Raw genomic sequence first — 11,875 nt, forward strand, 5'->3', positions numbered from 1 at the left:
CGTGTTTTCCCGTGGTTATCCACAGAACGTGTTGAATAAGTTAGCTGTACGATTCGCCTGTCTCGCATAGAATGTCGTTTTCGCCGCCTTGGCTTCCAAGGCGGTAAATTTTTGAGATAGTAGAAACCGGTTTCGTCCGCGGCTGGACGAAGCTACCCCACACAAGCTAAGGGCGCGGTCGGCGAGCAGTTCACCGGCATCGCACGGAGGCTGTAAATAAACTAATCGAAGATTATGAGCGAAGGCGTATACGGAGAACAGGCAACCGGGCGAGTGACCCACAGCCTCTTGCGATTGAGCACGGCGATGCGAAGCCAGGCTTGGGAATGGGCCGAAAGCGCGGGTCTTACGCCGACTCAGGGCGAGATCCTGGTCTTGCTGATGCAACGCAAAGGGCCGATGCGCCTTGGCGAAATTGCGCGTGAAACGGCGTTGACCGCCGCGACCACCAGCGATGCGGTCAGCACGCTCGAAACCAAGGGGCTCGTCGAAAAGCGCCGGGCCCTCGACGACGGCCGCGCGCTGGCGGTCCGTCTGACGGCACGTGGCCGCACGGCTGCCAAGCGCGCTGCGCAGTGGCCGGACTTTCTGGCCAAGGCGGTTGGCACCTTGCGCGACGACGAGCAGGCCACGTTCTACCGCACGCTGCTCAAGACCGTCTATCAGCTCGAAGCACAAGGCACGATTCCGGCGCACCGCATGTGCCTGAGCTGCACGCACCTGGAGCCGAGCAAGAATCCGAAGAAGACGCCGCATCATTGCGCGCTGCTCGACCTGCAGATGTCGGACACGGATCTGCGTCTCGATTGCTCGGTGCACGAAACCGCCGACGTCGCCACCCAGAAGAAGACCTGGAAGATTTTCGCCGTATAACGCGGCTTCTTCCGGGACAATCCGCTACACTGCCTGGTTGGCTCCGGTGGGCGGCATCGACCGCCGGTCGGCTGCCGCGCGCCGCGTAGCGGCCATTCTTTAGTTAACCTGAAGATAGGGCAGGGCGATGAATCACGAAGTACTGGCCATTCGCCATGTGCACTTCGAGGATCTGGGCAGTCTTGAGCTGGTGCTCGGCGAGCGCGGGCGCCCCGTCCGTTACCTCGACGTGGGCTTCGCCCGCATCGAGGCGCCCAATCCCGTCTCTGCATCGTTGATGGTGGTGCTCGGCGGGCCGATCAGCGCAACCGATGACGCGCGTTACCCCACGCTCGTACCGCTGCTGGCAAAGATAGAGAAGCGCATCGCGGCAGGTTTGCCGACGCTCGGCATCTGTCTCGGCGCGCAGTTGATTGCGCGTGCGCTCGGTGCGCGTGTCTATCCCGCAGGTCATACCGAACTCGGCTGGACACCGCTCACGCTGACCGAGGCCGGTCGTGCCTCACCCCTGCGCCACGTTGATGGCGCGCGTACGTCGATGCTGCATTGGCACGGCGACACCTTCGATCTGCCCGCCAACGCGACACGTCTCGCGTCGACGCCCGCATGCGAAAACCAGGCATTCGCCTGGGGCAAGCATGTCTTGGGTCTGCAATGTCATCCGGAGATTCGCACCGACCGGTTCGAACCCTGGCTGATCGGTAATGCGGGCGAGATTGCTGGCCATGGTATCGATGCGCGTCAATTGCGAGCCGAAACCGCGCAATTCGGTCCCGCGCTTGAAGTCGCCGCCTGCCGCATGTTCGGCGAATGGCTGGATCAGGTCGAGGCGAAGTCCTGACAAGTGGGTTTGTGCAGCAAACCGCTCACGGTGCTATGCTCGATCGCTCTTGGGTTTTCACTGGGTGTAATCCATGAGCGCGCTTTTTTCTCCACTCACGCTGCGTAGCGTGACGCTTCCCAACCGTATCGTCGTGTCCCCGATGTGCCAGTATTCCGCCGAACGTGGCGAGGCGACGGCGTGGCACATGATCCACCTCGGAAGTCTCGGGTTGTCGGGCGCCGGCATGCTGTTTATCGAGGCGACTTCGGTCGAACCGGATGGCCGCATCACCCCTGGTGATCTCGGCTTATGGGACGACGCCACCGAAGCTGCGCTCGTGCCGGTGCTGGCCGCGATCCGCAAACACTCGCATATCAACGTCACGATGCAGTTGGCGCACGCCGGGCGCAAGGCGTCAAGCAATGTGCCATGGCAAGGCGGCCAGCTGATTCCGGTGTCGCAAGGCGGCTGGCTGCCGCATGCACCGTCCGCGTTGCCGCACAAGGCGGGTGAAGAGCCGCCTCTCGCGCTCGATGCAGCCGGACTGAACCGGATCCGCGAAGCGTTCGCGGCGTCTGCGCGACGTGCCGCGCGCCTCGGCGTCGACGCGTTGGAAGTGCATGCGGCGCATGGTTATCTGCTGCATCAGTTTCTCTCGCCGCTCGCCAATCAGCGCGCCGATGACTACGGCGGCTCGCTCGAGAACCGCATGCGTTTCCCGCTGGAAATTTTCGACATCGTGCGCGCCGCGTTTCCCACCGACAAACCGGTCGGCGTGCGCGTTTCCGCGACCGATTGGGTTAATGGCGGCTGGACGCTCGACGACACCGTCGCGTTCGCGCACGAGTTGCAAAAGCGCGGCTGCGACTGGATCGATGTGTCGTCGGGCGGCGTGTCGCCGCTGCAGAAAATTCCGCTGGAACCGGGCTATCAGATTCCGTTCGCAAAGGCGGTCAGGCGCGCCACCGGCCTCACCACGATCGGCGTTGGACTAATCACCGACCCCCTGCATGCCGAACAACTGATCGAAGCGGGCGACGCCGACCTGATCGCATTGGCCCGCGCATTGCTGTACAACCCGCGCTGGCCGTGGCACGCCGCGGCGCAACTCGGCGCAACGGTCGAAGCGCCGCCACAATACTGGCGCTCGCAACCGCGCGGTCAGAAGGCGCTGTTCGGGGAGATATCGTTCGGACAACGGTGAAACCGGCTGCACGTTGCACGAACACGTTGGTTTGACGGTTGAACGAAGCCGTGTTGAACGTGTAGGATGCCGGATGTGGCGCGTAAGCGTCGCAAGTCGACGCGGCGCTCGCAGGGCGCCGCGTTTGCTATTTACGTCAGAAAAAGCAGCGCGTCAGACGCGGGCGTTTCAGGCGGCTGCCGGACTTCATCCCCAGTTCTTCACAAGGATTCATTCAATGAGTTCACGCAGGATCGCCGTGCGCCGTTCGGGCGTGCACGGCAAAGGCGTGTTTGCCCTCGAACCGATTGCTGCCGGCGAGCGGCTGATCGAATACAAGGGCGAGCGGATCTCTTGGAAAGAAGCATTGCGCCGTCATCCGCACGATCCGGCCGAACCGAATCACACATTCTATTTCGCACTCGATAGCGGCAAGGTAATCGACGGCAAAGTGGACGGCAACAGCGCGCGCTGGATCAATCACTCGTGCGCGCCGAATTGCGAAGCCGAAGAAATCGACGGGCATGTGTACGTGCACGCGTTGCGCGACATCGCCGAGGGCGAAGAACTCTTCTATGACTACGGCCTCGTGATCGACGCGCGTCAGACGAGGAAGCTCAAGAAGGAATACGAATGCCGTTGCGGCGCGCGCAAGTGCCGCGGCACGATGCTGGCGCCGCCGGAGAAAGCGAAGGGCGCGGGCAAAGGCGGCAAGTCGGCGAAGCAGGCCAAGGCGGAATCCGGGACCTCGGGGAAAAAGGCAAAGAAGAAATGACTTACCGGCTGCTCGGGCTCGCTCACATGAGCGGCTCGAGCAGCCCGTCGAGCATCGACACCATCACATATCCACCGGCGCCGAGTGCGCCGTTTTTTTCGCCGTGGGCCATGGCTCGGAAGTCGTGGTGTCGCCCGCAACGCTGAGCGGCACGAGCGGAATGCGCACGATAAACCGGGCGCCGCCCTCCGGCGCGTCTTCGTAATGCACGCTGCCGCGATGCAGCACCATGATGTCGTGGACGATCGCGAGACCGAGACCGGCGCCGCTATCCACGCCAGCTTCGGCTTGACCATCGCCGCGGAAGAACCGTTTGAACAGGTCCGCTTGCTGTGCGCGCGGCACGCCCGGTCCATTGTCTTCGACCACGATCTCGGCCATACGCACATCGTTGAGCACCGTTTGCGAAACCGTTACGGTGATGCGGCCGCCATCGAGGCGTGACGGCGGCACGTACTTGAGCGCGTTATCGAGCAGATTGGCGATGACTTCATGCAGCAGCACCGGGTTGCCACGCGCCATCAGCGGATGATCGTTGGCCGGGTCGTCGAGGCGCTGGAAGCCGAGATCGACGTGGAACGTCAACGCACGCGGCACCCACTCCGCGCCGGTATCGAACGCGAGCGCGGCGATGTCCATGTTGACGAAGCGTGCCGCCTGCTCACCCGGCTCAGCGCGCGCCAGCGACAGCAATTGATTCGACAGCCGCACCGCGCGGTCGGCCGCCGCGCGCAGCTCACGCACCGCGGCGAGCGTCTGCTGCGGATCGCGTGCGATGGCCGCCTGTTCCGCATGCAGCTTGACGGCGGTAAGCGGCGTGCGCAACTGATGCGCGGCGTCGGCGATGAATTTGCGCTGGCCATCGAGCGCGGTTTTCAGGCGATCGAGCAGGCCGTTGAGCGCGCCGGTGAGCGGCCGGATTTCAACCGGCACATAGGTTTCGTCGACTGGCTCGAGCGATGTGTGAGTTTGCCGGTTCAGCGAATCCGCGAGATCGGTCAGCGGATTGAGCTGCTGGTTGACGACGCGCCAGACGATCACCCAGCCGGCGAGCAGCAGCAACAGCAGCGGCATCATGATCGCGACCAGAAACTCGGCGGCGATGCGAAAGCGGTGATGGACCGGCTGACCGACTTCGATAACGATCGGATTGCCGGTCGGTTGATCGACTCGCACTTGCGCGACGCGCACCGTCACGCCATCGTGCTGCGTCTCGAACACGTACGCGTAATGCATACGGCGCACGCTGGTGCCTTGCAGCGGCAGGTTGTGGTCACCGGCGATTTCGGTCTCGCCGTCGCTGATCCGGTAGACGAGCTGTTCGACCGGATCGGAGAACATCGCCTGAGCGAGCGGCGGCACGGTGATCGGCGCATCCGGGCCGGCAATCTGGATCTGTTTGGAGATCGCGGTGGCGAGGTCGGCGAGCGAGCGGTCGACCACATGCTGCGTGTACTGCCAGGCTAGCCAGTAAGCGATCAGGCCGCTCATCAGAGCGAGCAGCGAAAGAGGTGCAGCGAGGCGCCGCAGCAGCGTGCGGCGCAGACTATTGGCGGCCGGCTGGGGCATGATCGAACACGTGGGAAAAAGGCCAAGGCGCCTTGCGCCGTGAAATTCGCCGGATGCCGGCGGACTGCGCACCGGGTGCGCGGCGCCGGCCCGGCGCGGTCAGGCCGCCATGCAGCTGGCGGCCTTCACGACGATTATGCGGCCTGGCGGATTTCCTGCAACAGGTAACCAAAACCGCGCACCGTGACGATTTCGACACGGCAGTTCTCGAGCTTCTTGCGCACGCGGTGCACATAGACTTCGATTGCGGTGTCGCCGAGATCGCCGCCGAAATGCGTCAGGTGGTCTTGCAGTTGCGCCTTGCTGACCACGCGGCCATGACGCAGCAGCAGCATTTCGAGCACCGCGAATTCGCGCGGCGACAGTTCGAGCGGCTTGTCATCGTTGAAGATGCGGCGATCGACACCCGACAGACGCACCCCGCCCAGCGACACTTCCGGACGCGGCATATCACCGTGCGGACCGCTGCGGCGCATCACTGCGCGAATGCGCGCTTCGAGTTCAGCCGGTTCGAACGGCTTCAGCAAGTAGTCGTCGGCGCCGGAATTCAGGCCTTGTACGCGGTCGTTCAGTTCGTCGCGCGCCGTGAGGATGATCACCGGAGTGTGACGATTGCTCTGACGGAAGCGCGAGAGCAGCGTCATGCCGTCGATACCGGGCAGGCCCAGATCGAGAATCACAAGCTCATGGCGGTTTTGCGCGAGGGCCTGTTCGGCAAAAATGCCGTCATGGACCATGTCGACGGTGAAGCCGGCTTGTTCGAGACTGCTTTGGATGCCGCGTGCGATGGGGCGGTCATCTTCGATCAGAAGGAGTCGCATGGATTTCGCTCAAGTACAATGGGTTTAGGCGTTTGGGCAAGCGGTTCGCTGGAGCGCCTGCTGCACAGGCAGCATGCATTGTGGCCATGCCGGATCGGCGAGAACGGGCCACGAAGCAGCCATCGAGCCGCGTTGAAGCGCCCTGTGAGCCATCACGAAGTCATGTCCGATATAACCATTCACGAACTGGAAGCCGCGATCAACTTCTGGCGCGCCCGCTCACCTTCGAGCGGCGACGAACTCGTTCTGTGCAAGGAGGCAAGCGCGCTCTCCAAGCCGTATGCGCTGCTGATTGTACAGCGTCAGCAGACGCTGTCGCCGGATCGTTTGGACGGGATTGCCAGGGAAGCATGGGAATCTTACGTTCGCCTTAATAATAGCCTGTAGAACTGAAGGTTTGACCCGAGGATTACCTGCATTGCCCTTTCATTCCCGCCGGATTGTTCGGCACGCGTGCGATTCACGCGCGTAAAAGGCGGCAGATCTTTTGTATTACGCGGTAATGCTATCGATGAACGACGCGAGTTCGATATCGCGCTGGGTGACGCCGTCGGCCTCGTGCGTGGATAGTGTGATATTCACCTTGTTGTACACGTTGAACCATTCGGGGTGGTGATCCATTTCCTGCGCCTTGATCGCCACTCGCGCCATGAAGCCGAAGGCTTCGTTGAAGTCGGCGAACTCGAAATTGCGCTCGATCGCATCGCGGTTCGCTGCGGCTTGCCAGCCGTGCAGTTGGGCGATCTGCCCGGCACGCTCTTCGGAAGTCAGTTTCTGAATCATGGGGTTACCTCTTTGATCAGACCACACACGCGCGGTTGAGCACGCGCATCGCCTATTTTTTCACGGATGCGGTCTGCCCGCTGTTAGCCCGTCAAGGGTTGGTCGTCAGATATCGCCGTCGGCTTGCCAGCCTTCCCGCGAACCGCGCGTGATCACCCGATCGCCTTCGAGTACGTCGCCGGCCATGTGCACCGGTTGGGCGGCGAGCCGCGCCAGCAACGGCGCAAAATCGGCGTGCGCGACGCCGAACAGTTGCGCGAAGTCGTCGATCACGAAGTAGGTTTTCTGGAAGGTGTCGATGCGGTAACGCGTACGCATCACGCGTTCGAGATTGAAGCCAAGCCGGTTCGGCGCCGCGCTTTGCTGGCTGTAGAGCGTCTCGCCCTTGCTCGACACGATGCCGGCGCCATAGATCTTCACGCCGTTCGGGCTTGCCGCGTCACGGATCAGCCCGAACTCCACGGTGTACCAGTAGAGCCGCGCGAGCAGCGGCAGCGCGAGCGCGTCGTTGGCCGCGAGCGCGGCGCGGCCGTAAGCGTGCATGTAGTCGGCGAATACTGGCTGGATCAGCAGCGGTACGTGGCCGAACAGATCGTGAAAGCAGTCGGGTTCCTGCAGATAATCGAGCTGGTCCGGGCGACGCATCCACCACGTGACGGGAAAGCGGCGGTTCGCCAGATGCTCGAAAAACACTCTATCCGGTACGAGACCCGGCACGGCAACGACCTGCCAGCCGGTGGCCGGGGTCAGCTTCGCGTTGACTTCGCCGAACGAAGGCAGCGGTGCTGGCGGTGGACATGGGCGGCGCTCTACGTGCGAATGAAATCAATGATGCAAGTCTAGAGCGGCAAGCGTGCGGTGAGGACGCGAAACTGGCGTCTGACAGCCGAGATATGCAATAATCTCGCATCGAATGACGGTTTAATGCGGATACTCAACATGTTGGAACTAGATCACTTCGATCTGGCGCTGCTGGACGTGCTGCAACGCTTCGGACGGGCCACCCATCAGCAGCTGGCCGAGCAGGTGCCGCTGTCGCCCTCGCAGATTGGACGGCGTTTGCAGCGGCTGGAACAGGTGGGCGTGGTGGATGGCTATCGCGTCGTGCTGAGGCCGGAGAAGCTCGGACTCGGCGTCACAGCCTTCACGAGCCTGAAGTTGAAACACCACGGCGATTCGATCATCGAGCAATTTCAGCAGCAGATCGATGTGTTGCCCGAAGTGCTCGAATGTCACGCAGTGGTGGGCGATGCCGATTACCTGTTGCGCATCGTCGCGCCCGATCTGAATTACCTGTCGACGTTCGTGATGAAGAAACTGATGCGCGTGCCGGGCGTCGATAGCGTGCGCTCGAATATCGTGCTGACCACCTTCAAGCGCAACGGGCCGTTGCCGCTTGGCCATCTGTCGCCGGGGACGGCCGCCGGGTGACGCGGCGGCACTGTTGCGTGGGTGGCCGCTGGCAGTTCGCCGCGGCCCGCGCTGCATGAGATCTACGCCGGCAGCTTCGGCTCGTTGTGCGGGCTCAGCAGATCGACATAGGCCACCGCCACCAGATCCGATTCCGGTACTCCGAGACTCTTGAACATCGCGTGTGCTTCGGCGTGACCGCCTTCTTCGTCGTCATCCTGGGCGAGCACCACCTCGAGTTCGACGAAGTCGCCCAGACCGTCGACCCGGTCCAGATGGATGCGCGTGCGGCCAGTCAGATACACATGCCGCTCCTTGGTGACGATGCCGCGGGTGGTCAGCGCGCTGGCGAGCAGCGCATGCATCGCTTCGGGATTGGTCACCGGGCTGCGCGTGTAGTACGACGCCTTCGGACCGTCGCGGTCGTCGCGTTGATAGAAGATCAGTTCGGCGGGTGTGCCGTCGTCGAACTGGCGCAGCTTCAGACGGCCGCGCGGCACGTCATAGAAAAAGTCCTGCTGGCGGAAGATCAGCGGCGCGTCCGTTGCAAGCTGCGCCGCCCGCTCGCGCAGTTGCTCGAAATGCCGGGCGCGGGCTTTGATTTCAATGTTGCGTGCCATGTCAGGTTCCTGTCGAAAGAGATGGAGGGGCAGCGGCTCGCGGTGTTGCCGGAGCGAAGCTGCCGGGACGGACAAAAGTCAAGTGGAACGGAAAACGAAGCGGGGCCGGCGCGTCAGCGCGAACCGTCAATCTAACAAAAACTGCGTGTCGGTGTGGTTTCAGAGAGGTGGCTTCAGATGAGGCGATAGAGCCGTGAGCTTGAGGTCAGGATGCGCCGCGCATTTGGCGCCGCGCATCTTGATGCCGATTGCAGCACGAACGCCCGGACGCCTGGCATTAGCGCGGCTCATATCGTAGCGCTGAACCCCTGACGCGCAGATCCGACGCATTCGCGCTGGCGTTCACGTCGCCCATTGCTGTTCAATCAGCTTCAATGCCGCGGCAATCGCCGGCTCGTCTTTGCGCTCCTCGAGCGTGATAAAGCTGAGCTGGGTTGGCACCGTGATTCCTTCGACGATGGTCAGCGCGTGCGCATGCGCTTCGGCGATCGCAGTGGCGTCGCGTGCGAGCGTCAGGCCGACGCCCGACTTCACCAGATCGAGCATCGACGGTTCCTGATCGACTTCCGCCACCTTGACCGGTTTCACGCCCGCTGCGCCGAAGCAGCGCGACAGCAGGCGATTGTGCGCCGACGCGGGTGGCGTCCAGATCCACGGTAGCGCGGCGAGAGCGCGCCAGTCGCGCGCCCCTTTGACGCGATCCTTCCAGCCGGCCGGCGCGAGCACGCGATACTGGAAGTGGGTCAGCGTGACGGCGTGAAACGCAGGGCCGTCGCGCGTTTCGTCTTCGGACGGTAGACCGATGTAATAGCCGACATCCAGTTCATCCGCGCGAATCTGCTCCAGCACCCAGCCCGACATGCCGTGGCGCAAGGCCGTCTCGATGTGCGGCCAGGTTTCCACCAGTTGCTTGAGAAAGCCGCCCAGGCGCAAAAACTCCGGGTCGAGAATCGTGCCGATCCGCAAGCGCCCACGCACTTCCTGTCGCAGCGATTGCGCGGCACGCTGCACGTCGGCCGCCGCGCCGAGCGCGCGTTCGGCGTGAGGCAGCAGCGCCTGTCCATCGCGCGTCAACGAAAGCCCGTGCGAGGTCCGCGTGAACAGCGTCACGCCAAGCGTCTCCTGCAAATGCTTGATTTGCAGGCTGACGGCGGGTTGGGTCAGATGAAGCTGCACCGCAGCACGCGTGAGGTTGCCCTCACGCGCGACGGTGACGAAAGCCCGGAGCAGAGTCAGATCCATAGCCTGATATTAGCGCGGCTTATGGCGCAGTTGAGCATTACTCATTGGATTTGTCGCCCGGAAGCGCCGTACGCTTGGCGTTCGACACTGCGTCGGCGCGCGTTGCGCGTCGGACGCAAGACTTCACATATAGAGGCAAGCCATGAGCGAGACATATCAGGACGAGACCCTGCACCGCGCGGCCAGCGCACGGGCGCTGACCCATTTCATCAATGGCAAGGTTCTCGATGGCACGAGCGGCCGCTTCGGCGATGTCTTCAATCCTGCGCTCGGCAGCGTGAGCGCGCGTGTGCCGCTGGCGAGCGTCGCCGAGGTCGACGCCGCAGTCGCCGCGGCGAGGGCCGCTTTTCCCGCATGGAGCGAAACCGCGCCGATCAAGCGGGCGCGCGTGTTGTTCAAGTTCAAGGAATTGCTAGATCGCCATCACGATGAGCTCGCCGAGCTGATCACGCGCGAACACGGCAAGGTGTTTTCGGATGCGAAGGGCGAGGTGATGCGCGGTATCGAGATCGTCGAGTTCGCATGCGGCATTCCGAATCTGTTGAAGACCGACTTCACCGATCAGATCGGCGGAGGCATCGACAACTGGAATCTGCGTCAGCCGCTCGGCGTAGTGGCTGGGATCACGCCGTTCAATTTCCCGATGATGGTGCCGTGCTGGATGTTTCCCGTCGCGATCGCGTGCGGCAACACGTTCGTGCTGAAGCCGTCCGAACGCGATCCGTCAGCGTCGAACCGGCTCGCCGAATTGCTGAAGGAAGCGGGTCTGCCCGACGGTGTGTTCAATGTCGTGCATGGCGACAAGGTGGCGGTCGATGCACTGCTCGTGCATCCCGAAGTGAGTGCGTTGTCGTTTGTCGGTTCGACGCCGATTGCCCAATACATCTATACGGAAGGCACCAAACACGGCAAGCGCGTGCAGGCACTGGGCGGAGCGAAGAATCATCTGGTCGTGATGCCGGATGCCGATCTCGACCAGGCCGTCGATGCATTGATCGGCGCCGCATATGGTTCGGCAGGTGAGCGGTGCATGGCGATTTCGGTGGCGGTCGCGGTCGGACATATCGCCGATGAATTGATCGAACGGCTGACGCCGCGCGTGAAGAGCCTGAAGATACTCGACGGGATGGAATCGGCGGCGGAGATGGGACCGTTGGTGACGGCGGTGCATCGCGACAAAGTGGTCGGGTATATCGACGCGGGTGTTGCGGCGGGCGCGAAGCTGGTGGTCGACGGACGCGGTCATCAGGTAGCCGGGCACGAGAAGGGCTTCTTTCTCGGCGGCAGCCTGTTCGACAATGTGTCGACCGACATGAAGATTTATCGCGAAGAGATTTTCGGGCCCGTGCTATGCGTGGTGCGTGTGCCGGATTTCGCGGCCGCTGTCGAGTTGATCAACGCCAACCAGTTTGCCAACGGCGTGTCGTTGTTCACGTCCGACGGTGGTATCGCGCGGGCTTTCTCGCGGCAGATCGAGATCGGCATGGTGGGTATCAACGTGCCGATTCCGGTGCCGATGGCATGGCATTCGTTCGGCGGCTGGAAGAAGTCGCTGTTCGGCGATCATCACGCGTATGGTGAGGAAGGTGTGCGGTTTTACACGCGCTACAAGAGCATCATGCAGCGGTGGCCCGACAGTATCGCGAAGGGAGCCGAGTTTACGATGCCGGTCGCCAAATAGTCCGGCGCGCGGTTCGACGTAGTTGCCTTCGGCGGCGCTCGAGGTCACTTCGAGTCGCTTCACGTGACTCCAGGTGGCCTTGAGCGTGCTTCACG

Annotated in this window: 12 protein-coding genes and 1 pseudogene; 7 read left to right on the top strand and 6 right to left on the bottom strand. The window is 62.7% G+C overall.

Going from position 1 to position 11,875, the window contains the following annotated elements:
- The first annotated feature begins 234 nt into the window (after positions 1-234).
- From BN2475_RS16410 to BN2475_RS16425, 4 genes are all read left to right on the top strand, one after another.
- Positions 235-873 (top strand): MarR family winged helix-turn-helix transcriptional regulator, encoded by a 639-nt coding sequence (locus BN2475_RS16410; protein ID WP_094780552.1) that lies wholly within the window; start codon positions 235-237, stop codon positions 871-873.
- A gap of 127 nt (positions 874-1,000) precedes the next feature.
- A complete protein-coding gene (locus tag BN2475_RS16415) occupies positions 1,001-1,714 on the top strand; it encodes a glutamine amidotransferase (protein WP_094780553.1) in 714 nt (237 codons plus the stop codon).
- 73 nt (positions 1,715-1,787) lie between these two features.
- Positions 1,788-2,900 (top strand): NADH:flavin oxidoreductase/NADH oxidase, encoded by a 1,113-nt coding sequence (locus BN2475_RS16420; protein ID WP_094780554.1) that lies wholly within the window; start codon positions 1,788-1,790, stop codon positions 2,898-2,900.
- 217 nt (positions 2,901-3,117) lie between these two features.
- Positions 3,118-3,654 carry an SET domain-containing protein gene (locus BN2475_RS16425; protein ID WP_094780555.1) on the top strand — a complete coding sequence of 179 codons (537 nt, stop codon included), beginning with the start codon at positions 3,118-3,120 and terminating at the stop codon, positions 3,652-3,654.
- Between the two features lie 63 nt (positions 3,655-3,717).
- Here the strand turns inward: BN2475_RS16425 and BN2475_RS16430 are convergent, their stop codons facing one another.
- The gene (locus BN2475_RS16430) at positions 3,718-5,223 is read right to left on the bottom strand and encodes a sensor histidine kinase (RefSeq protein ID WP_094780556.1); all 1,506 of its coding nucleotides are present in this window, start codon (positions 5,221-5,223) and stop codon (positions 3,718-3,720) included.
- 134 nt (positions 5,224-5,357) lie between these two features.
- Positions 5,358-6,044, bottom strand: a complete 687-nt coding sequence (locus tag BN2475_RS16435) for a response regulator transcription factor (protein WP_094780557.1) — start codon at positions 6,042-6,044, stop codon at positions 5,358-5,360.
- A 162-nt stretch (positions 6,045-6,206) separates the two neighbouring features.
- Between BN2475_RS16435 and BN2475_RS16440 the strand changes: the two genes are divergently transcribed.
- Entirely contained in the window at positions 6,207-6,431 is a 225-nt protein-coding gene (locus tag BN2475_RS16440; RefSeq protein ID WP_094780558.1) for a DUF3717 domain-containing protein, read from the top strand.
- Positions 6,432-6,536: 105 nt separating this feature from the next.
- Here the strand turns inward: BN2475_RS16440 and BN2475_RS16445 are convergent, their stop codons facing one another.
- Positions 6,537-6,854, bottom strand: coding sequence for a 4a-hydroxytetrahydrobiopterin dehydratase (locus tag BN2475_RS16445; protein ID WP_281254222.1), 318 nt, complete (start codon positions 6,852-6,854; stop codon positions 6,537-6,539).
- Positions 6,855-6,932: 78 nt separating this feature from the next.
- Positions 6,933-7,616 (bottom strand): annotated as a pseudogene (phhA, locus tag BN2475_RS16450) (phenylalanine 4-monooxygenase); the annotation flags it as partial.
- A 150-nt stretch (positions 7,617-7,766) separates the two neighbouring features.
- Between phhA and BN2475_RS16455 the strand changes: the two are divergent.
- Complete coding sequence (locus tag BN2475_RS16455; protein ID WP_094780560.1) at positions 7,767-8,258, top strand: Lrp/AsnC family transcriptional regulator; 492 nt, start codon at positions 7,767-7,769, stop codon at positions 8,256-8,258.
- A gap of 62 nt (positions 8,259-8,320) precedes the next feature.
- Here the strand turns inward: BN2475_RS16455 and BN2475_RS16460 are convergent, their stop codons facing one another.
- Together BN2475_RS16460 and BN2475_RS16465 are read right to left on the bottom strand one after the other, a co-directional pair.
- Positions 8,321-8,857, bottom strand: a complete 537-nt coding sequence (locus BN2475_RS16460) for a class IV adenylate cyclase (protein ID WP_094780561.1) — start codon at positions 8,855-8,857, stop codon at positions 8,321-8,323.
- Positions 8,858-9,199: 342 nt separating this feature from the next.
- Positions 9,200-10,099 carry a LysR family transcriptional regulator gene (locus BN2475_RS16465; RefSeq protein ID WP_094780562.1) on the bottom strand — a complete coding sequence of 300 codons (900 nt, stop codon included), beginning with the start codon at positions 10,097-10,099 and terminating at the stop codon, positions 9,200-9,202.
- Positions 10,100-10,241: 142 nt separating this feature from the next.
- Here BN2475_RS16465 and BN2475_RS16470 point away from each other — a divergent pair, with 142 nt between their 5' ends.
- Positions 10,242-11,780 carry a CoA-acylating methylmalonate-semialdehyde dehydrogenase gene (locus BN2475_RS16470; RefSeq protein ID WP_094780563.1) on the top strand — a complete coding sequence of 513 codons (1,539 nt, stop codon included), beginning with the start codon at positions 10,242-10,244 and terminating at the stop codon, positions 11,778-11,780.
- Positions 11,781-11,875 lie beyond the last annotated feature (95 nt).

The sequence above is a fragment of the Paraburkholderia ribeironis genome (assembly GCF_900019265.1).
GTDB lineage: Bacteria > Pseudomonadota > Gammaproteobacteria > Burkholderiales > Burkholderiaceae > Paraburkholderia > Paraburkholderia ribeironis.

Bases quoted from the DNA above. Each gene is read 5' to 3' on its own strand.
- BN2475_RS16430 (WP_094780556.1), bottom strand. From the start codon at position 5,223: ATGCCCCAGCCGGCCGCCAATAGTCTGCGCCGCACGCTGCTGCGGCGC.
- BN2475_RS16465 (WP_094780562.1), bottom strand. From the start codon at position 10,099: ATGGATCTGACTCTGCTCCGGGCTTTCGTCACCGTCGCGCGTGAGGGC.
- BN2475_RS16440 (WP_094780558.1), top strand. From the start codon at position 6,207: ATGTCCGATATAACCATTCACGAACTGGAAGCCGCGATCAACTTCTGG.
- BN2475_RS16460 (WP_094780561.1), bottom strand. From the start codon at position 8,857: ATGGCACGCAACATTGAAATCAAAGCCCGCGCCCGGCATTTCGAGCAA.
- BN2475_RS16435 (WP_094780557.1), bottom strand. From the start codon at position 6,044: ATGCGACTCCTTCTGATCGAAGATGACCGCCCCATCGCACGCGGCATC.
- BN2475_RS16425 (WP_094780555.1), top strand. From the start codon at position 3,118: ATGAGTTCACGCAGGATCGCCGTGCGCCGTTCGGGCGTGCACGGCAAA.
- BN2475_RS16420 (WP_094780554.1), top strand. From the start codon at position 1,788: ATGAGCGCGCTTTTTTCTCCACTCACGCTGCGTAGCGTGACGCTTCCC.
- BN2475_RS16470 (WP_094780563.1), top strand. From the start codon at position 10,242: ATGAGCGAGACATATCAGGACGAGACCCTGCACCGCGCGGCCAGCGCA.
- BN2475_RS16415 (WP_094780553.1), top strand. From the start codon at position 1,001: ATGAATCACGAAGTACTGGCCATTCGCCATGTGCACTTCGAGGATCTG.
- BN2475_RS16455 (WP_094780560.1), top strand. From the start codon at position 7,767: ATGTTGGAACTAGATCACTTCGATCTGGCGCTGCTGGACGTGCTGCAA.
- BN2475_RS16410 (WP_094780552.1), top strand. From the start codon at position 235: ATGAGCGAAGGCGTATACGGAGAACAGGCAACCGGGCGAGTGACCCAC.